Origin of the sequence: Bacillus sp. SD075 (assembly GCF_017355165.1) — a bacterium.
Taxonomy (GTDB): Bacteria; Bacillota; Bacilli; order Bacillales; family DSM-1321; genus Peribacillus.
Genome location: NZ_JADILK010000047.1, coordinates 15,963 through 34,976, shown reverse-complemented (window position 1 = coordinate 34,976; position 19,014 = coordinate 15,963). Strand labels below are relative to the sequence as shown.

Here is a 19,014-nt window from a genome sequence, read left to right as displayed (position 1 = left end):
GATTAAGAATAACTAAAAAAGTCGATTCCTTGAGATGGAAATCGGCTTTTTTAATTGGTGACATTTCCTTAGCGTTGTAAATCCGCACTTTCCTGACGCTACCCCTTTTTCAAACAAATTTATTTCTCCCTTTTAACATTACTTTTCCAAAAGCTTGCCTAAGGGCTTAAAAATCACATCCATCAAGTGAGTGGGTCCTGGCATATCCGGAAAGAAAACGAGAAGGACGGCTAGCAGCCATCCTGCCATTGTCAATGTCACAAAGGCCCGTTTTTCCTTCTTCTGATCCTTATTCATTTTTTGCCATTCATATAGCGTCATAAGAATAGCAACGACGGTTATACCGAACACTGAAGCCAACCTCAATTTCCTATCACCTCTTTTTCCGGTACTCCTTGCGGTGAAGTAGACATTCCTGGTCTCCTTATATACGCTTTACTTTTGATTTCAACCTCTATTTCTGGAAATTTCTCACCCCACTGATCCTTTACTTTGGACCACTGATCTGGATATTGACGGTGAAACGCCTCGGCAAAACCCAAAATGTCTGCTTCCATCTCTTTTTGAAGTTGTTCAAGCATTATTCGAATTCTTTGTTCAATTTCTAGTTCTAATTGCCTTTCAAGCTTATTCACAATCCTTGGATTCATAAGATTTAATTTTGTCTCGTTTTCCACTACATCATCTTCCGTCTCAATTTTAACCGTCATTATCCAGTTCCCGTTCTCAATTTTCGGGATCAGCTCCGTACGGGAACGAAGGAGATTGAATGAAATATGGTCTTCAGCACCTTTTTTTGGCTTAACGGTTACGGCAGATAATTCGATTTCATTGCGTACCCATAATAATCCCCTTGTTATTTTATCGTCGATTCTCCCTACCATTTTATCTTTTTTAAAAACTGCCGTTCCGTTCACACTTAAACGACCTTCCTGTTCTACCTCTATCCAAGGAAGTGCAGCTGCTTCCGACTCGCCACTTAACATCTGCAACAAGTCTTTCACGGTTACACTCATTCCCACTTTTAAGTTTGCTAGGTCTCTTGCAACCTCTGCTGAACTTCTCTCTAAATCAGGAATAGCTTTCAAAACATCTATGGCTTCTCCGTCAGTGACAAATGTATTTGCTCTGATTGGTGAATCTGGGTAACGTGCGAAAAAATCAATGTGCTTCTGAATCCCTGCTTTAGCCAGTTTTTCGCCAATGATGATTACCTGGTTATGTCCCCAGAAAATACGGCGCGAAAACTTTTCCTGAAGTAGTGACATGGCATCGAAAATTGTAGTACCCGTTGCTTTTTCAACGATCACCATCTTCCCTCCTCCGCCTTCCCCCCCCCCCATTCCTTGTCCTCCTCCCATCGCTTCAGGGATAGCCATTTGTACAGAAATCTCAAACTTATCGTCAGTGGTTTTATCAAGTCCTGCTGCCAAAACAATTCCTAAGTTATTGATTTCTACTCGATCCCAGCAGCCTGCAAGCAAGAGGGTAGATGAACAAATTGAAAAAGTGAGCATTAATTTTACTGCTTTCGTTAAAGAAATAGTATTCATCATTTTCCCCTTTCAGGCACACAGCTGATTAGTTGGGCTTTTTAGAAGTTTTTTTACACAGAACAGCAAGCAACAACAATACAATAGGTATAATCGTTTGAATGAAAATGGCATAAAAAGGCCAAGTAGTGCTCAATGAATGAATGAGTTCCTGTAAATTCGGGGTCGACCAAATGCTGACTAGAACTAATAGGAAACCAAGCGGAAAAACGATTGGCCGGTGATCAGATAAATTTAACCATTGAGCAGTACCAATTACAATGGCATAATAGAAGACTGAAATTTTGATAAACGTACCAGAGACCCAAATCGCCATCACTATAGAGTCAAGGTGTTGGAGAAAATCGGCTAGGTTTATATACCGGGCAGCACTCATGAATGGATAAGTAAAAGTAGCTGTAATGCCCCCAAATAAAAAAAGAGAAAACAAATTGGTTACCAACATAGTAAGCATCACAGCAAACACAGAGATTATGCCCCATTTCAATCCTTTTTCTTTTTTATCTAAAAATGGGAGTAAGAAAGAGATGAGAAAGAATTCGGTAAACCAGCTTGATGGAACAACAGCTCCCATCAGAGAAGGCATAATTCCTTTCTCCATGACAGGATATAAATTCTTAGGTTCTAAATCTGGGATAAGTAATATAAAGATGACTAGAAGCAATATAATAACCACCGGAACAAGAAATTCTGCACTTCTCGCTATTACTTCAAGACCCCCGTGTATGGAAAAGGCACAGACAAGTACCATGCTTCCAATTACAACGACCATTGGGGTTTTTGTCATAAAATTCCCAACGACAAATTCCCCGTACTCCCTTAATACAATTCCATTTGTATGTAAATAAAAGAATAGGAAAACAAACCCGATAATTTTTCCTGGAATCCATCCTAAAATTTTCTCGCTATATTGGATGACTGTTTGCCCCGGAAAGCGCCTATTCAATTGTTGTGCAATATAGACAGCAAGAAAACCCGCGAAAGAGGCCCAAATTGGCGATAACCACATGTCTTGTTTTGCGAATTTACCCGTAATGGCTGGCACTAAGAGGATAGCCGTTGCCATAATCGTCGGATAGATCATGATGGCCATCTGCAAAGCGCTAATCCTTCCTTTTTCAATCATTCCGTATCACCTCAATACATAAAAGATTTGCTACTCTTTACCCCTACTAGTTGGATTAGGCATCTGCCCATTGGATTGTCGATATTTATTGTATTCCCCTGTTGATTGAGTCCTTGGATTTAGCTTCCACCATGGGGAACGTGAAAGCACATCTTCTAACTCACTACTTTTTAACGGAGCTACTGGTCTAAGATACGGTACACCAAAGGAATGAAGCGTACATAAGTGGACAATTATTGTGATGGTCCCAAGCATAATTCCAAGCATCCCTAGTGTCCCGGCAAGCAGAATCATTGGAAAACGAAGCATACGCATCGCGATTGCTGCCGGATACCGTGGAATCGTAAAAGAGGCGACGCCTGTAATCGCAACGACTATAACCATTGGTGCAGAGACAATTCCCGCGGAAACAGCAGCTTCACCTATGACAAGAGCCCCGACAATGCTTACTGCACCCCCGATCTGTTTGGGAAGTCGTAACCCTGCTTCACGCAACGCTTCAAACATGACTTCCATGATTAAAACTTCAACGAGAGCAGGAAATGGAACATGCTCTCGAGAGGCAGCCATACTAATCAAAAGGTTCGTCGGAATCATCTCATGGTGAAAGGTGATTAACGCTACATACAAGGCAGGGAGGAACAGTGAAATCACAAGGAAAAGGTAACGAAGCCATCGAATAGCCGTCCCAATCAAGAATCGTTCATAATAATCCTCACTTGATTGCAGTAAAGAATAAAAAGTTGAAGGCACAACGATAGAAAAAGGAGTGCCATCTACTAAGATGGCCACACGTCCTTCAAGAAGGTTTGAGGTAACTACATCAGGGCGCTCAGTCGCTAAAACCTGAGGGAAGGGGGATGATGGGTTGTCTTCAATAAGCTCTTGTATCACTCCGCTTTCCAATATTCCGTCAATTTCAATTCGGCTTAGCCGGTTTTGGGTTTCTTCTATTAAAGTCCTATCTGCAATTCCTTCCATATACGCGATAACAACCTTTGTTTTGGTGTAACGACCTATCTCAATTGATTGCATTTTTAGTTCAGGACTTCTTATTTTTCTTCGAAGTAAGGAAGTGTTTACCCGTAAGGTTTCCACAAATGCTTCACGTGGTCCCCTGACGACCATTTCAGCTGATGGTTCCTCAACTGAACGTTTTTCCCATTTTGAGAGGCCTAACGAAAAGCCCGTTTTCCTCTTATCTACCAGTATCACTGGATTTCCCGAGGAGATTTCCTGTATACACTCAGAAAATGTTTTGATTTCTTTCACATTGGAAACAGATATTTTCTTTTCGATCAGACTATTAACGTTGTAGAATTCCTCCTCAGTGTTCTGCATAAGTGGAGAAAGTACATTGTCATCTATTTCTTCAATGTTTGACAAACCTTCAATGTAAAGTAGAATGGATTTATCTTTTCCACCTATGAAAAAAGGACGAAAGATAACATCAGAGCAATCTTTATATATAGAGCGGAACTTGTTTTCGTTATTAGCCAAGTTATCAAATAGCGGATCTTGTTCTTGCTTGAATTGTCCCACTGTTGGAGTTTTTTTCGCCATTTTAGATTTCAACGATTTCCGCCACAAATGATTCATCATGGTCATCCTTTCCCATCCCAATAAAAAACACCATTCTTTATAGTTTTGTTTTATGTGAGTATATTTATACCTAAACGGAGTATATCCAAATAGAGAAGTCGTGAGTAATAATTAAATGGCTTTATTCGATGAGGATATAAAAAACCTATATTTCTGAATTATTATGCTGGTATGTTACCCCAGCTTTCTCCTTAGATATTTCCGCCTAGGAAGAACCATTTCTTAATGAAATGGGTTCTTTTTTGTAACTAACTAAATGGGCTGGGTTGGAAATTAACTATGTTCGTAAAAGTACACTTTACGAAAGGATTTTAATTAATTACTTATTCTAAGAAGTGTTATGGTAACTGAACTATAAAAATAAAAAGATTTATTTGTTCATTGAACATTATTACAAAGTTACAACTGAACAAAAAAATACCACCGTTAGAAGTGGCACTCGAAAAAGGACTTTTATTTAACCATCGAAATAAATATGAGAATTTAAGTTTATGCTTAAACTGATCTTTCTATATAATGCAATAACTGGTTTATTTTTAATTTCCCAATCTTCAGTACTTATCATAGGGATATGGTATTCCCTTTCCATTTCGGTCATTAACTCAATCAATAGATGGCTTCTCATAGGCTCTTTTACTAAAAGAATAATTTCCTGATATTCTTCGTCTACTTTCGCTAATGTTTTCATACTATTGTCCCCTCCATAGTCCGTGGGAATTATACCTTTCCCTAGTATGTTTAATCTTCTCCAATCAAGCACCGCCCTAGTCTTACTAGGTCACTTGCAATGGAAGTTCGTAATGGGACATTCTCCCTGAAAAGAAGTGCTCAAATAGGAAAAAGAGGAATTGACTTCTAAGGCCAATTCTTATCGAATTATTTTTATATATATATTGGAGTTATTACCTCATTGATGACAAGACAAATTTTTGGATACGTAATGGATGGTACGATGCATATAACCAACAAAGAATGGAAAAAAATGAAGGACGAGAGTCAGGGAGATGAAGAGTTTCGGTTGCCCCTGAGCGTTTCGCCCTTCGTAGTTAATATACTCCATTTCGTAAAAGATATACGAAGATTGTAAAATGAACAAATCTCGTAGGGGCAAGGATCTAGGCGTCACTCGTTACAATCTTACAATGATCCCGATAAGTCCAATTGGACAGAATCCAGGGAAAGCGGAAAGGGAATATTGTCCGGCATTCAATCCCTGCAACCATCATCTGGAAGGATTTTATTACTAGGTTTGCTTCCCCAACCATCTCTTACAAAACGAACCCGAACACCGTTTGCTGCTTTCTCGACCAGCAGTTCTGTGATTCGATTACCAATTTTGGTCGTTCCGATAGATGTATTATTCCAAATCAATGTTTTTTGGGCTGTTTGTAAGGATTCGATGAGTTGTTCATACTTTGCTATTCCATTGTTAAGTACTTGAACTTGGCGGATTCGAAGCCCATGCGGTGAAATGCCGTAAAGCATCAACGATTACCGAGGCTGAATCACTATATGTATCAGGTAATTTGTCAGTTATTATGAGAGGATGTCAATTTTTACCGAAGAAATTGCTTAGGATTTGATGTGCTGAGATATAGCAAGAAACCAATGATAGGCAAAATAAGTCCGATTGTTATCCAATTTAAAGCCTTGGAAGGACGAACTTCCCAGATTGCTATCCTTTGATGGAAGGGGTTCTTCGTCATTGTACGGACATGGAAGTAGACCGAAATTATGTCGATACGCATGGACAAAGTGTTGTTGCTTTTGCTTTTTGCCATCTACTTGATTTTAAATTGATGCCACACTTCAAATATATTGGTTCTCTAAAGTTTCGTAGTTTTCATTATTCTGTTCGGTGACCAAAAGATCAGCTAATCTCTTGTCATGATATTAGCTGGTCTTTGTAATGAACACTTAGACGTGAAAAGAGCGTACTCCTTACTCCGAAAAAGCGCCTGATTGTGGAAGGCCAAAGAATAACAAACGCCCTATCAGATAAATTTTTAAAACGGATTCTCTGGTTCATCTTTTTTAAATCCACATTATATTCTATCAAGAAAATTGATATGCTTTTATCCTACAAATTTCATTTGGGACTTATATGTATGCCTTCACTCTCTCTCCAATCTGCGTAGAGTATACGCTTAACATTATCATATCCATTGGTAGTTAATTGGGTATCTAACCACTGTTGATCAAATCCGAGTTTATGCAAATTATCCCATAGAATTTCCCCTTCTATAATTAACGATGTTGGGAGGTCTACTGTACTTTCTGGAAGATTGAGGTCTTGCTTGTCTGGTTTCTGATACTTGGATTTTAATAATATACTTATTTGCCCATTAGCTTCCAATATACCGTATTTGACTTCGCGAACTGAAAAAACATTATTTTGTCGAAGTATACTTAATACTTGATTTACATCCAATTTGTTCTTTTTAAGTAACTTTCGATCCATGACACCATCCCGAATGATGATGTTAGGATTGCCTAATAAGAGAGAACGTGTCGATTTATTTTTTAGAGTCATATACTCTATTCCCAACATAAGAAACGTCCACAATCCGATGGCATATAAAAAGTGAAAAGTACTTACCTTATCTTCATAAATGGTATTTCCTAAAAAATCTCCAAGTACTAACACAAAAACTAAGTGAAACGGGGTTAACTGAGAGATGGATGTTCTGCCTGTTATGATAATGATAAAAAATAAGGTGACAAAGCCTACGATGGTTTTGATTGTCAGTAAACCAATACTAACTTCTTCCAAAGTTTTTTCCTCCAATTTAAATTTTACTTAGTAGTAAGATCTTGAAGTTTAGATAAAAAGGCTAGTTTTAGTATTAAAGCTCGAGTTCCTATTCCAACGATGATGTAATATATGAATGAATAACTGTATCTCCACTCAAAATATCGAACCAAGGTAGGAATGCAATGGGATAATCCCAAAACCTATATTGTAAGCCCACTATTATCTAATAAGGTTGTTGTTATGATAATTATGGTACCAAAAAACAAAATTTCTAAAATAATGTCTCGTTTAACGAGTTTAGCCCATAGAACCCAAGGCACAACTAAAAAACCGACTAGTATCCACTATTCCCAAGTTAAAAACTCATTCTTTAGCCAATCATTTAGTTCTATAAGGTACGGTTTATCTTCTAATAAACGTATTTCCTTAAGATTTTCAAATATATTATCTATTGATATCCCCCTATATTTCAATTAAAGGTAACAGATATTTTTGAATTCAAACTCTTTGAGCTGCCTTTTTAGTATTACCGTTTTTTAGTAATGAATTTCCATCGTAAATAAGAAAAAAACCCATGTTGAAAGTTCTTCTTACACGGGTTTTCGACTTTTTTCAAATGAATCAGAAATATTTTAAAAACAATGAAATTTTTTAAATCTAGATTTAAGATAGAACAATAAAAACAGGATACATCAACTTATAATAATGGAGAAAGCAGGCGAGAACCCTGTTCAACAATGCGCTCGGTCAGGGATCGTTGCAACAAGTCTTCAATTCTTAATGATACAGAATCAGTAAGATCCCTCTCGAACTGCTCTGTGAGTTCCCTTGCCACATCAGCACTGTACACGACTTGACACACTTCATAATTCAGGCGAAAACTTCTCATATCATAGTTTGCTGCGCCTACTTCTGCAATTTCCTCATCAATGATCATCAGTTTCGCATGTAACATTCCTTTATCGTACTGGTAGATTTGGACCCCAGCTTCTATAAGTTCCCCGTAATAGGTACGACTTGCAAAGCCCACGATTTTTTGATCAATATGGCGAGGAACAAGTAATCTTACGCGTACACCACGAGCCACAGCTGTCTTTAATGCCATAATAATATCTGTTTCTGGTATAAAGTAGGGCGTTGTTATATCAATTGTTTTGGTCGCTTGTGTTATACATATAAAGTAAGCTTGCCGAATAACTGGTGTAGGAATTCCAGGGTTTCCTTCCAACGTATGGATGTATGCTTTTTGCAATCCTCCTGTCTTTGTTTGGGTATTGTCTGTTTTACCTTCTATAGGCCATAACTCAGATCCTAATTCGGCAGACCATCTTGAAAGATCTATGCTGCCGGTTGGATTGATTTCCTTTGATTTATATTTTGGGATTTTAGTGGGCTTTTTCGTTGCCTCAGATTTTGTTTTTGACTTTATCCGTTCTGGTACAGCGATATTCCAATGAACGTCGAAGATAGTCTGCAAGTCGCCTGTTGCTTCCCCTAAAATTTGCAAATGAGTGTCCCTCCAAAATCCTACGTCTGGCTTTAATCCTGTATATTCATACCCAACGTTCAGACCGCCAGTAAAGGATTCCTTTCTGTCAATCGTGACAATCTTACAATGATCCCGATAATTCCAATTGGACAAAATCCAGGGAAAGCTTAAAGGAAATATTGTCCGACATTCTATCCCTGCTTCCACCATCTGAAGAATTTTTTGACGCGGAAATTTTTTACTCCCCCCAACCATCTCTAATAAAACGAACCCGCACTCCATTTACTGCTTTTTCGATCAGCAGTTCTGTGATGCGATTACCAATATGGTCATTCCGATAGATGAAATATTCCAGATCAATGGTTTTTTTGGCTTTTTGTAGGGATTCGATAAGTTGTTCATATTTTGCTATTCCATTGTTTAGTACTTGGACTTTGCCGACTCGAAGCCCGCCTACAGTAAAATACCTTAAAGCATCGGCGATTATCGATGCTGAATCACCATATGTATCAGGTAACTTATTAGACTCATTATGAGAAGAGGTCAATCTTTTACGATGAATAAGCTTGGGATTTGATATGCTAAGATATAGTAAGAAACCAATGACAGGCAAAACAAGGACGATTACTATCCAATTCAAAGCTTTGGCTGGCCGACGAACTTCCCAAATTGCTATGAATAACATAAAGAACGTATTTAACAAGTATAGATAAAAATTCCACTCCAACTAAAATTCCTCCCTTGTTTTTTCTTAACATATACAAACTATGTAGCGAGTATACGTTTGGAATACGAATGAATTGTTTAGATAGACCTTTTCTCATGAGACACCCTAAATAATTTTAAGAATGGGGCTGCGAATACGTGGTAAAGGGAAGGTAAGAGAAGTATCGAACAGTTCCTAAAAGATAATTACAAAAATGGAGATCATAGCTAACGAGTATATAATCTACATCCCCTATACAACTGTCGATGCCTTAGAAAAGACTGTGTATGATATTCTCGGTGAATTGGATAATGAGGCTGATATGAGGAATTGTTTTATTGAAGCAGAGGTTTATTGCGATGAATTAGACTCGCATGGTAATTTCAATGGGTTTATTTTTGTTTTTTCCTATTGTCATTTCTTTTCTATTGCCTTATTTAACAATTAATTACTTTATTAGAAGAAATCCTGCGGACTAGAGCAGCTACCCTGTCACTAGGCCAATTAGTTTGTTAGCCCCTTTTTTGGAGGAGTATTAGTTGGATTATTGGCTGGAGCATTATTGAGTAGATATAGATATTATCCTTATCCATATATTCCTTATCCGTACTATCCATTGGCATACCCCCTTTATTCGTATTATTATTAATTATTTTAGCTCTGTAACTCTCCATACAGAAGTAGTCTCCAAATACTGGGGATAAAGATTTATCCCCTTGGAAAAGTAAACTTTTTTAGATATATAATAAAGTTCAATTTGAAGCATAAAAAAAATACCGTTTGAAAACAAACGGTATTAAAACATATTGCTGTTTATCTATTTAAATTATTATTCATCTGTATTATCTGGGTCGTTTACATCTTTAGGATCTTCAATTGGTTCTTCTGAATCAGGAACTAAATCAGCTTCATCATCATCTGGATCTTCTGAATCAGGAACTAAATCAGCTTCATCATCTTTATTTTCATCTGTATTATCCGGATCTGTTGCATCGTTAGGATCTTCAATTGGTTCCTCTGTATCAGGAGGAGCTGGATCATTATCCCCATCTGTATTATTACATCCCATTAACATCGTGGCAGAAAGAAAAACAACTGTTAATAGTCTTAACCAATTATGATTCATTTTTATCGTCCTCTCTATTGGTTTTTTACTTGCAATATTACCTTCTCCCTTTCAACCTTTTTTATACAATCAAATTTTACTGCATCAACTTTATCTTCAATCACAGAGAATTTCACGATGATGTTTTATAGCAGTGGATGGGAGTCACCCCGGTAAGGCAAGGCATTCAGATTTTGCACTCTATTTGTTTCCAAAACCCGGCTAAATGAAATCAGGGCTGGTTAAATCAACATCGATGTTCATAATTTTTTAAAATGGATTCTGAAGTTCTTAGCTTTATGCTCAAAATATCTACTAAGAATTGATTCATTTGATAAAAATAGCAATAAAAATATTCTTAATGGATATATTAAGAATTGTTCTTTATAAAAAATAAAAAAGGGGAAAGGAGCTAATGTTATGCAGTTACCCGAAGACTTTAAACATTTTTTAGGAATAAATCCAGCTAGGCATAAAACAGAAGGGCTAAGTGTAGATCCATGCTTTTCACAACCCATCATACATAAGGAAATACATGGGGATAAAGTATTCGTCCCATTGGATTTAAAAAGAGTTTGGAATCGTTTATAACAATAAAAAGAGCAACCGTGTGAATATAAAACGGTTGCTCTTTTATATTTTGTCATTTATTTTTAATTTCTTCTGATGACGGGTTTTGGATATAAAATATGGATAAATTTTGAATGTATATAAAGTTCTGTTTTCGCCATTCTAAAAAAGTAATTTATTAAAAACAAGGAGGCGTTATTCATGACAGTAATCAATGACCTTAAGACCACTCTTGCAGGTTTGAAAAGTGCACAGGCTAGCTTCGAAACCTTTTCACTTGGTACAGACAACGAACAAGCAAAGCAACTTTACCAAGATGCTGCTAAACAAACTCAATCCGTTGTAGACACCATTGAACCACGTATTCAACAAGTCGAACAAGAAGAACCCCAATACAAACAACAATAATGTAAAAGCTAGGGAAGGAAGGTTGGTTGAGTGTTAACCAACCTTTTTTACCTTCAAGATAATAAATAAAGGGTGATCTCATGAAAGATAAAATAAACCAATTCATCATGTTTCTTTTATTACTAACTGTTATCGGATTAGGTTCAGGTTGTAATCAAAAACAATCTGGTGAGGACCATGAGGATTTAAGTATTTCACAGGTACATACAAGCAAGCCAATCGATCAATCCGTGGCGAATCAAGCAAAAAAGAAGGTTATCAAAGAGGAAGACATTTCGAATGTGAAGGCTGTGAATACGGATAAAGAGCTATTGATAGCGATCAAAGTCGAAAACTTTGAGCGTTTTCGATTAAAGAAAATCGAAAAGAACGTGAAATCAGACTTGGAAAAAGACTATCCGGATCATAAAATCTTGGTTTCGACCGATTCAAAAATGTATTTGGAACTTGATCAATTAGAACAAAAAATCCAAAAGGATAACACCAATAGGAAGGAATTAGAAAAGGATTTTAATAAAATCAAAAGTCTGATGAAAGAAGAAACCTAAGGAGAAAGAGGGGTCGGACCATGTCGAATAAACAAAAGAAACAATTGACACCAGTTCAACAAGAATATCAAGGGATTCAAAAACACCGGGAAACAAAGAGACCAGTCGTTAAAAATTGCATAAAAGCATTTTTAACAGGGGGCCTTATTTGTCTGATCGGGCAGCTCATTTCTGCCTTTTATATTAATTATTTTGATTTTACGGACCAAACAGCTGGAAATCCAACCGTAGGGACTTTAGTTTTTATTACGATGCTTCTTACAGGTTTCGGGGTCTATGATCGTATGGCTCAATTTGGAGGGGCTGGGACGGCTGTACCGGTTACTGGTTTCGGCAATGCCGTCATTTCTGCAGCGATTGAACACCGAACCGAAGGGTTGGTATTAGGGGTAGGCGGTAATATGTTTAAACTTGCAGGATCGGTGATTCTATTTGGCGTCTTTTCTGCGTTTGTCATTGCCTTGTTTAAAACAATTCTTATACAGTGGGGTGGTTTGTAATGTTAGAAGGTCATCGTACATGGGTCTTCGAACAAAAGCCCGTGATTATTTCTACAGGTACAGTGGGAGGGCCATTTGAAGCAGATGGAGCTATCGCGAAAGATTTTGATCTTTTGCATACTGATTTATGGCTTGGACAGGATTCTTATGAAAAGGCTCATAAAATCTTTTTTGAAGAAGCTTGTCAAAAAGCCATGGAAAAGGGCGGGATTCAAAAGGAACAGGTTCAGTTTCTCCTTGCAGGAGACCTGATCAACCAGATTACCCCAACCAGTTTCGCGAGCCGAACAATTGGAGCCCCTTATTTTGGGTTGTTTGGTGCCTGTTCTACCTCCATGGAAGGATTAGCTTTAGGGGCCTATATTGTCAATACAAACGGAGCCAAATATTTGTTAACAGGGGCTTCTAGTCATGATACAGCCGTTGAAAAACAGTTTCGTTATCCAACGGAATATGGTGGACAAAAACCACCTACTGCACAATGGACCGTGACAGGTGCTGGTGCGGCCTTACTAAGTAATTCCGGGGTAGGGCCATGTGTCACTTCTGCCACAATCGGACGTGTTATCGATATGGGATTGACGGATCCATTTAATATGGGAGGGGCTATGGCTCCAGCTGCGGTTGATACCATTGAAGCTCATTTAAAGGAACGAAACATTGATCCATCTTATTACGATTTAATTGTCACCGGGGATCTCGGTCAGATTGGACATGAAGTGTCCCTTGATTTATTTAAAAAGCATGGAACCCCTATTCGTGAAGATCAGTATCAAGACTGCGGATTAATGATTTATCGGGAAGGGCAACCGGTTTTGGCAGGAGGTAGTGGCGCGGGGTGTTCAGCAACAGTCGTCTATGGTCATTTATTAAACCGAATGAAAAAAGGTGAATTTAAAAGAATGTTAGTGGTGGCAACAGGGGCCTTATTATCCCCCCTATCCTTTCAGCAAAATGAAACGATTCCTTGTATCGCCCATGCGGTATCGATTGAATACGGGGGTGAACAATAGACATGATCTATTTTTGGGCTTTTGTTATAGGTGGTTTGATTTGTGTCATTGGGCAAATTATGTTTGATGTGTTTAAACTGACACCGGGACATACGCTAAGTACCCTTGTCGTAATAGGGGCTATTTTAGATGGGGTAGGTTTATATGAACCCTTAATTGATTTTGCTGGGGCAGGGGCTACTGTTCCTATTACAAGCTTTGGGAATTCACTTGTACACGGGGCCATGCAAGAAGCTGAAAAACACGGGTTAGTCGGCGTACTTACAGGGATGTTCGAAGTGACAAGTTCTGGCATTTCATCTGCCATTATTTTCGGCATGTTAGGAGCTTTGATTTTTAAACCAAAGGGATAAGGAGGATGTAAGATGACCATCGGATCGGAAGTAAAGCAATGTCTTGCCAGCCTAAAAGGCGTAGAAGCTAGTCTATCCAGTTTAGCCTTACGTACACAAGATAACGAATCGAAACAAACCTTACATGAAACGATGATGGTAGTGAACGAAGTAGTCACAGATTTGAAAAAAAGGGTGGGAGAATTGGAGAGGGAGGAATTCCAGTATAAAGGGTTTTAAAATAAAGTATATAGGAGGTGTTATGTAATGCCTGATTGGTTAGATGTATTTTTGAGGGCTTTGTTGTTTCTCATTATCCTTTTTTTAGTAACTAAATTGCTAGGTAAAAAGCAACTATCTCAACTTTCTTACTTTGAGTATGTGGTTGGTATAACCATAGGTAGTATTGGGGCGGAAGTGATTACGGGTCTTGAACGAAGTATTTTAGTGGGGGTTATAGGGATTGTTACCACTGCCGCACTACCTTTTATAGTTGGAATCCTTTCTTTGAAAAGCAAAATGGTTCGGGACCTTGTAGAAGGGAAAGGAACGGTTTTTATCAAAGATGGAAAAATCATGGAAGATAACTTGAAGAAGGAAAGATATACAACGGATGAATTGTTAGCATTACTTCGAAAGAAGGATGCTTTTCAGGTGTCTGATGTGGAATTTGCGGTATTAGAGGCAACCGGAGATTTATCCGTTATGTTAAAGAAAGAGAACCAGCCATTAACGGCAAAGGATTTAAACTTGGTGGTTGCTTCAGTCAAAGAGCCTCAGACCGTCATAATGGATGGAGAAATATTGGATGAACCACTTGCGACGATTGGTCGAAGTCGAGGTTGGTTACACACTGAATTAGAAAAATTAGGAGTCACCATTGAAAATGTCTTTCTTGGACAAATAAATTCTTATGGAGAACTGACGGTGGATCTTTTTGATGATATATTGCAAGTACCGTCTCCTCAAGAAAGGCCTTTACTTCTTTCGACTATGAAAAAATGCCAAGCAGACTTAGAATTATTTGCACTAGGCACAGAAAATAAAGAAGCCAAGCAGATATATGAAAAAAACAGTGAAAACCTACAAAAAGCGATTGATAACGTTACCCACATCTTAAAAAGTTGATTGTATGATCCGTTGTTCATTGGGTTATTTCATTCGTTCTAAAAAACATAGGAGGCAGATATATGCCTCCGAAAATTCACCCAAAAATTTATCAAACGTAATTCAGTAAAAGGAGATTTTATATGTATATGTAGACTATAGGGAAATTCAACTTGTCACGCCCCTTTTTAAAAAGGTTGCTTTCAACTAATTACAAATCTTAGCCTCATTCTGAAATCATATGCTTGTACATATATTAGCCATAAATACATGATAAAAGGTGATGTATATTTTTCAGAAAATCACGGCTATTCTTATAGGTAGTTTATTATTGAGTATCGGAATAAACGGCTTTTTAGTTCCCCATCATTTATTAGATGGAGGTATTACAGGTATTGCCCTCATCATTCATTATTACTTGGAATTTCCAACAGGTTTAGTGATGTTCCTTTTAAGCATCCCTCTGTGTATATTCGCATGGATCCATGAACGAACATTCTTTTATAATAGCTTTCTCGGTTTAATTGTTGCTTCTGTGTTCATTGATTGGCTAGCTCCTTTAAGAAACCAATTTTGTCTTTCTATTTTTCCGAGTATGTTAATAGGAGGAGGATTGATTGGAATCGGAGTAGGAATCATGCTTCGATATGAAGCAAGTACCGGAGGAACCGATTTGTTAGCTCAATTTATATCGAAAGCTATGTCCGTAAATATAGGGGTCATTATTTTCATGATAGATGGCCTAATTGTAACGTCGGCAATTAAAATGTTAGAGTTAAAGGCTTTCCTTTTTTCTGGCTTAACTATTTGTATGATTGGATTGATTACATCTTTAATGGTTAGCCCCATCGAATAGTTAAGGAAGAACCTAGAAGTTTGAGTGATTTCTTTGCATTAGACCTTCGACCGGTTGATTTTCCTATTTTAATAAATAACTTATTTCATAAAGCGCTTGGTAACTTGGCTTTAAAGTATGATTTTCTTCAATTGTATACAAGCTGTCCACCTTGCTAAGTATGTTTTCCTGGTTTTGTGACAGAATAGTATTTGTCTTTTTATTAGAAAGCATAAAAATGAGGTTGGAAAAATGTTCACTTTTATTGGGAAGTTAATTCTGCTTTTTGGTCTAGTGATTTTGGCCATGCGCTGTATGGGAAAGACTGTACTGGCTCAGTTAACCCCGCCTGATCTTGCGGCCATTGTGTTTCTTGTCACATTGTCCGTCAGTCCTATCAAAGCCAATGGATTTGGACAGACCATTGCAGGGATCATTACCATTGTCATCATGTATCTGTTGTTTTCTAAATTAAGTCTTTTTCGTTGGTTAAATCGAATGTTCATTGGTCAGCCAAGTATTTTGATCAAACATGGGAAAATCTCAAAAAAAGACTTACGGAAAACGCGTTTTTCTCTCGTTGAGCTATTGTCAACCATTCGGGCTGCAGGATACCCGAATATACGGGATATTGATTATGTGATTCTGGAACCGAATGGAGAGCTTAGTATATTGCCCAACCAATCTGTTGTTAATTTAACGCCTAGACACTTAAATATTGAAACGGACTATCAAGGACTACCGATTGCCATGGTCGTCGAAGGGAAAATCCAACATAAAAATTTAAAGTTAATCCAAAAGGATGAAAAATGGCTTCAGGAAGAATTTCTAACCCAAGGATTTCACGAAATCAATAACATCTTTTATGCGGCCGTAACGGATAAAGATCATTCTTTAATCGTTGACACCGGTACCGATAATTAAAACGCGTAATATATATACATCCTATTTTCTACAGGAAGAGAAAAAATTGGTCAAATAAAACAAACTTTTTTGGGGATATTCCCGGTTATAAAAAGACTGAACTAGGTAAAGATATAAATTCAATCATTATAAAGGGGGAGATTCTAATGGCTCAACAACAAATTGACGTAAACCAATTAAATCAAGCTAAAGCAAATGTGACCCTTACCCAAAGTTTACTAACTCAAGCAATTGAGAAATCATCTTCAGACCCAACTTTAGCTCAGGAAGCAATCAAACAAATTGCAAATGAGATTGCGCAAGCTCAAACAGCAGTAAACCAAGTGCAAAGTGCATTTTTAGCCCAAAAATCTGAATGAAATCACTTAATTTACCCCTAAAGCCCCCTGTCCTTTTGGATAGGGGATTTTCGTTTTTCTAACTTTCAATACAAAACATGAGTATTGTCAATTATTAAGAACAATCGACCATAGCACCAATTCGCCATAATAAAGGATCTTATATCACTGTATCTTCTCATTAGAGCCACTGCCGAACGAATGGAAACATATATCGATTGAATTAACCACTTTACCTTAGTGATGACCGTCTTTGATATTCTAGGGGTTGTGTATGAAACGACGGTGAAGCATAGACAAGCTGCCTAGCGAAAAAGTCGCGTTTTAATAGGTATGCCTACTTTTCCATCACTCGCTAGTTTTGAAACAAATCTAGTAATTTACTTTGTTAGCTGGATGGGCATGTGGTGGTACCCCAAAAGGTACTTGCAAATTTAAACCAAAAAAGGGCATCTAATTTTCCCAATGTCCCAGATTTTTAGAGAGTAACAGAATCTTCACTATCGGAATAGAATGTAGTCCTTTGTTAATTCATTATGTTGTACATTCCCCCTAATGGTACTGAAGGGTTCTCAGTATCTCTGGGGGTTTTCGTGTGTGGTACCATTAAAACAGTTTGAATAATCTCCGATTCGCTGGGGATAGTAGTAATAACCCTTCCAGAGGTTAAAAACACAGCCCTGTATCAAGCCGTAAAGATGCTTGTACGGGGCCTATTTTCTTTATATCGGGAATATAAATATAGTCCTTTATAAGGCAAACCATCAATACGCCCCTGTACAATTAAATTCTGTATGGGGGCCTATTTTTTTTGTATATAGTGAGTAACCCACTTTTAACTATGGGCATAGGATATATTCCTAGTGACTTTTTCACATAATTTCTACGCCCCCCATGTACTGTAAGTTCTCCCCAGTACTCTTGTGGGGTTTTCTTGTATGCTTGACAACATTAGAATAAATCGAATAATAAATCCGGTTCGGTGGCATAGTAATATCGAGCAGTTTTCCATGTAATCTCCAAAACCCTGATATCAAGCCGTAAAGAAGCTGATACAGGGTTAATTTTTGCCATGAATAGCAATTCCCATTCGGTGGCATAGTATTGATACACCTAAATGTTTGTCCTCCCCTGTTACCAGCAAGTTGGTGCAGGGGGATACTTATTGTACATGGTAGTTTATAATGTGGAAATACATTCAGGTGGGCTGGTAAAGCTTTCCCATTGCCCGCGTATCAACCTAAAAACTGATACGGGGGTATTTCTATTTTGCAAACTGCTCTAGAGGTATAGTTGAATAAGCTTTGTCCATGAGCTTTTTAAGGTTAGACTTATTATAAGTTGAAATTATTTCACTTCTACCCAGCCGTTTTTAATAGCTAGAACAACAGCTTGTGTACGGTCGTTTACCTCCAGTTTTTGAAGAATGTTACTCACATGGTTTTTTACTGTTTTTTCACTGATGTTTAAAGTTTCGCCGCTGGCACGGTTGCTTTTTCCGTATGCTAAAAGTTGAAGAACTTCACATTCGCGTCGAGTCAATAGGTGAAACGGTCTTCTGATCTCTACAGCATGCACTGAATCCCGATCAGCAGCTAAACGGCGATATTCTTTGACTAGATTATGTGTCACCTTCGGATGAAGGTATGAGCCACCTTCTGCGACTACACGAACAGCATTAATTAACGCATCGGCATCCATTTCTTTCAACAGATAACCTTGTGCTCCTGTTTTAAATGTATGCTGTACATAGTTTTCATCATCATGAATCGATAAAATGATGACTTTCGTTTTAGGGTAACGGTTTACAAGCATTTTAGTCGCTTCGACACCGTTCATATTCGGCATGTTGATATCCATGATAACAACATCTGGTTTGTGTGTTTCAACAAGATCCATAGCCTCGCTTCCGTCAGCGCCTTCGGCAACAACATAAAAGGATGATTCAAAATCTAATATACGCTTAACGCCTTCACGGAAAAGCTGATGGTCATCGATAATGATGATACTAGTCTTCAACGGCTTCTTCCTCCTAATTTATATAAATGCCTATTCTGGAATTTTCTTTTCAGCAATATATACAGAAAGAATAGCATATTTTTC

Annotated in this window: 20 protein-coding genes and 2 pseudogenes; 11 read left to right on the top strand and 11 right to left on the bottom strand. The window is 37.7% G+C overall.

Going from position 1 to position 19,014, the window contains the following annotated elements:
• Window positions 1-138: 138 nt before the first annotated feature.
• The 6 genes from IOC57_RS21480 to IOC57_RS21455 all read right to left on the bottom strand — a co-directional run bounded on the left by IOC57_RS21480 (window position 139) and on the right by IOC57_RS21455 (window position 5,766).
• Window positions 139-366: a hypothetical protein gene (locus tag IOC57_RS21480; RefSeq protein ID WP_207440600.1), complete on the bottom strand. Its 228-nt coding sequence runs from the start codon at window positions 364-366 to the stop codon at window positions 139-141.
• Window positions 363-1,553 (bottom strand): Ger(x)C family spore germination protein, encoded by a 1,191-nt coding sequence (locus tag IOC57_RS21475; RefSeq protein ID WP_207440599.1) that lies wholly within the window; start codon window positions 1,551-1,553, stop codon window positions 363-365. The genes IOC57_RS21480 and IOC57_RS21475 overlap by 4 nt, the downstream gene beginning before the upstream one ends.
• Before the next feature lie 28 nt (window positions 1,554-1,581).
• Window positions 1,582-2,679, bottom strand: coding sequence for a GerAB/ArcD/ProY family transporter (locus tag IOC57_RS21470; RefSeq protein ID WP_207440598.1), 1,098 nt, complete (start codon window positions 2,677-2,679; stop codon window positions 1,582-1,584).
• 30 nt (window positions 2,680-2,709) lie between these two features.
• Window positions 2,710-4,278: a spore germination protein gene (locus IOC57_RS21465; RefSeq protein ID WP_396020873.1), complete on the bottom strand. Its 1,569-nt coding sequence runs from the start codon at window positions 4,276-4,278 to the stop codon at window positions 2,710-2,712.
• Between the two features lie 460 nt (window positions 4,279-4,738).
• Window positions 4,739-4,969 (bottom strand): hypothetical protein, encoded by a 231-nt coding sequence (locus IOC57_RS21460; RefSeq protein ID WP_048686165.1) that lies wholly within the window; start codon window positions 4,967-4,969, stop codon window positions 4,739-4,741.
• A 518-nt stretch (window positions 4,970-5,487) separates the two neighbouring features.
• On the bottom strand, window positions 5,488-5,766 hold the full coding sequence (locus IOC57_RS21455) for a phospholipase D-like domain-containing protein (RefSeq protein ID WP_063596899.1): 279 nt from the start codon (window positions 5,764-5,766) through the stop codon (window positions 5,488-5,490).
• Window positions 5,767-5,963: 197 nt separating this feature from the next.
• Here IOC57_RS21455 and IOC57_RS21450 point away from each other — a divergent pair.
• Window positions 5,964-6,113 (top strand): annotated as a pseudogene (locus IOC57_RS21450) (Tn3 family transposase); the annotation flags it as partial.
• A gap of 257 nt (window positions 6,114-6,370) precedes the next feature.
• Here the strand turns inward: IOC57_RS21450 and IOC57_RS21445 are convergent.
• The 3 genes and pseudogenes from IOC57_RS21445 to IOC57_RS21435 form a co-directional block, all read right to left on the bottom strand.
• Window positions 6,371-7,054 (bottom strand): DUF421 domain-containing protein, encoded by a 684-nt coding sequence (locus IOC57_RS21445; RefSeq protein WP_048686163.1) that lies wholly within the window; start codon window positions 7,052-7,054, stop codon window positions 6,371-6,373.
• Window positions 7,055-7,733: 679 nt separating this feature from the next.
• Window positions 7,734-9,252 (bottom strand): annotated as a pseudogene (locus IOC57_RS21440) (phospholipase D-like domain-containing protein).
• An 808-nt stretch (window positions 9,253-10,060) separates the two neighbouring features.
• Window positions 10,061-10,357, bottom strand: coding sequence for a hypothetical protein (locus IOC57_RS21435; RefSeq protein WP_048689178.1), 297 nt, complete (start codon window positions 10,355-10,357; stop codon window positions 10,061-10,063).
• Window positions 10,358-11,107: 750 nt separating this feature from the next.
• Here IOC57_RS21435 and IOC57_RS21430 point away from each other — a divergent pair.
• The 10 genes from IOC57_RS21430 (at window position 11,108) to IOC57_RS21385 (ending at window position 16,932) form a co-directional block, all read left to right on the top strand.
• The gene (locus IOC57_RS21430; RefSeq protein WP_048689175.1) at window positions 11,108-11,314 is read left to right on the top strand and encodes a DUF1657 domain-containing protein; all 207 of its coding nucleotides are present in this window, start codon (window positions 11,108-11,110) and stop codon (window positions 11,312-11,314) included.
• 80 nt (window positions 11,315-11,394) lie between these two features.
• Window positions 11,395-11,862 (top strand): YhcN/YlaJ family sporulation lipoprotein, encoded by a 468-nt coding sequence (locus tag IOC57_RS21425; RefSeq protein ID WP_110927443.1) that lies wholly within the window; start codon window positions 11,395-11,397, stop codon window positions 11,860-11,862.
• Between the two features lie 20 nt (window positions 11,863-11,882).
• Window positions 11,883-12,362, top strand: a complete 480-nt coding sequence (spoVAC, locus tag IOC57_RS21420; protein ID WP_207440597.1) for a stage V sporulation protein AC — start codon at window positions 11,883-11,885, stop codon at window positions 12,360-12,362.
• Window positions 12,362-13,375, top strand: coding sequence for a stage V sporulation protein AD (spoVAD, locus tag IOC57_RS21415; RefSeq protein ID WP_207440596.1), 1,014 nt, complete (start codon window positions 12,362-12,364; stop codon window positions 13,373-13,375). The genes spoVAC and spoVAD overlap by 1 nt, the downstream gene beginning before the upstream one ends.
• A 2-nt stretch (window positions 13,376-13,377) precedes the next feature.
• Window positions 13,378-13,728: a stage V sporulation protein AE gene (gene spoVAE, locus IOC57_RS21410; RefSeq protein WP_063596893.1), complete on the top strand. Its 351-nt coding sequence runs from the start codon at window positions 13,378-13,380 to the stop codon at window positions 13,726-13,728.
• Window positions 13,729-13,740: 12 nt separating this feature from the next.
• Window positions 13,741-13,947 (top strand): DUF1657 domain-containing protein, encoded by a 207-nt coding sequence (locus IOC57_RS21405; protein ID WP_063596892.1) that lies wholly within the window; start codon window positions 13,741-13,743, stop codon window positions 13,945-13,947.
• A 27-nt stretch (window positions 13,948-13,974) separates the two neighbouring features.
• Window positions 13,975-14,835 carry a DUF421 domain-containing protein gene (locus IOC57_RS21400; protein WP_207440595.1) on the top strand — a complete coding sequence of 287 codons (861 nt, stop codon included), beginning with the start codon at window positions 13,975-13,977 and terminating at the stop codon, window positions 14,833-14,835.
• Between the two features lie 262 nt (window positions 14,836-15,097).
• The gene (locus IOC57_RS21395; RefSeq protein ID WP_082196740.1) at window positions 15,098-15,670 is read left to right on the top strand and encodes a YitT family protein; all 573 of its coding nucleotides are present in this window, start codon (window positions 15,098-15,100) and stop codon (window positions 15,668-15,670) included.
• Window positions 15,671-15,901: 231 nt separating this feature from the next.
• Window positions 15,902-16,573, top strand: a complete 672-nt coding sequence (locus IOC57_RS21390) for a DUF421 domain-containing protein (RefSeq protein ID WP_207440594.1) — start codon at window positions 15,902-15,904, stop codon at window positions 16,571-16,573.
• Between the two features lie 146 nt (window positions 16,574-16,719).
• On the top strand, window positions 16,720-16,932 hold the full coding sequence (locus IOC57_RS21385) for a hypothetical protein (protein WP_207440593.1): 213 nt from the start codon (window positions 16,720-16,722) through the stop codon (window positions 16,930-16,932).
• Between the two features lie 930 nt (window positions 16,933-17,862).
• On the opposite strand, the gene IOC57_RS21380 is transcribed toward IOC57_RS21385, so the two are convergent.
• Both IOC57_RS21380 and IOC57_RS21375 read right to left on the bottom strand, forming a co-directional pair.
• Complete coding sequence (locus IOC57_RS21380) at window positions 17,863-18,024, bottom strand: hypothetical protein (protein WP_207440592.1); 162 nt, start codon at window positions 18,022-18,024, stop codon at window positions 17,863-17,865.
• A 234-nt stretch (window positions 18,025-18,258) separates the two neighbouring features.
• Complete coding sequence (locus tag IOC57_RS21375; protein ID WP_063596888.1) at window positions 18,259-18,930, bottom strand: response regulator; 672 nt, start codon at window positions 18,928-18,930, stop codon at window positions 18,259-18,261.
• Between the last annotated feature and the right edge of the window lie 84 nt (window positions 18,931-19,014).

What these genes read in the sequence shown, in the direction of transcription:
- IOC57_RS21395 (WP_082196740.1), top strand. Translation starts at nt 15,098, where the DNA reads ATGTATATTTTTCAGAAAATCACGGCTATTCTTATAGGTAGTTTATTA.
- spoVAE (WP_063596893.1), top strand. Translation starts at nt 13,378, where the DNA reads ATGATCTATTTTTGGGCTTTTGTTATAGGTGGTTTGATTTGTGTCATT.
- IOC57_RS21385 (WP_207440593.1), top strand. Translation starts at nt 16,720, where the DNA reads ATGGCTCAACAACAAATTGACGTAAACCAATTAAATCAAGCTAAAGCA.
- spoVAC (WP_207440597.1), top strand. Translation starts at nt 11,883, where the DNA reads ATGTCGAATAAACAAAAGAAACAATTGACACCAGTTCAACAAGAATAT.
- IOC57_RS21430 (WP_048689175.1), top strand. Translation starts at nt 11,108, where the DNA reads ATGACAGTAATCAATGACCTTAAGACCACTCTTGCAGGTTTGAAAAGT.
- IOC57_RS21390 (WP_207440594.1), top strand. Translation starts at nt 15,902, where the DNA reads ATGTTCACTTTTATTGGGAAGTTAATTCTGCTTTTTGGTCTAGTGATT.
- IOC57_RS21435 (WP_048689178.1), bottom strand. Translation starts at nt 10,357, where the DNA reads ATGAATCATAATTGGTTAAGACTATTAACAGTTGTTTTTCTTTCTGCC.
- IOC57_RS21405 (WP_063596892.1), top strand. Translation starts at nt 13,741, where the DNA reads ATGACCATCGGATCGGAAGTAAAGCAATGTCTTGCCAGCCTAAAAGGC.
- IOC57_RS21475 (WP_207440599.1), bottom strand. Translation starts at nt 1,553, where the DNA reads ATGAATACTATTTCTTTAACGAAAGCAGTAAAATTAATGCTCACTTTT.
- IOC57_RS21425 (WP_110927443.1), top strand. Translation starts at nt 11,395, where the DNA reads ATGAAAGATAAAATAAACCAATTCATCATGTTTCTTTTATTACTAACT.
- IOC57_RS21465 (WP_396020873.1), bottom strand. Translation starts at nt 4,278, where the DNA reads ATGAATCATTTGTGGCGGAAATCGTTGAAATCTAAAATGGCGAAAAAA.
- IOC57_RS21470 (WP_207440598.1), bottom strand. Translation starts at nt 2,679, where the DNA reads ATGATTGAAAAAGGAAGGATTAGCGCTTTGCAGATGGCCATCATGATC.
- IOC57_RS21455 (WP_063596899.1), bottom strand. Translation starts at nt 5,766, where the DNA reads ATGCTTTACGGCATTTCACCGCATGGGCTTCGAATCCGCCAAGTTCAA.
- spoVAD (WP_207440596.1), top strand. Translation starts at nt 12,362, where the DNA reads ATGTTAGAAGGTCATCGTACATGGGTCTTCGAACAAAAGCCCGTGATT.
- IOC57_RS21460 (WP_048686165.1), bottom strand. Translation starts at nt 4,969, where the DNA reads ATGAAAACATTAGCGAAAGTAGACGAAGAATATCAGGAAATTATTCTT.
- IOC57_RS21400 (WP_207440595.1), top strand. Translation starts at nt 13,975, where the DNA reads ATGCCTGATTGGTTAGATGTATTTTTGAGGGCTTTGTTGTTTCTCATT.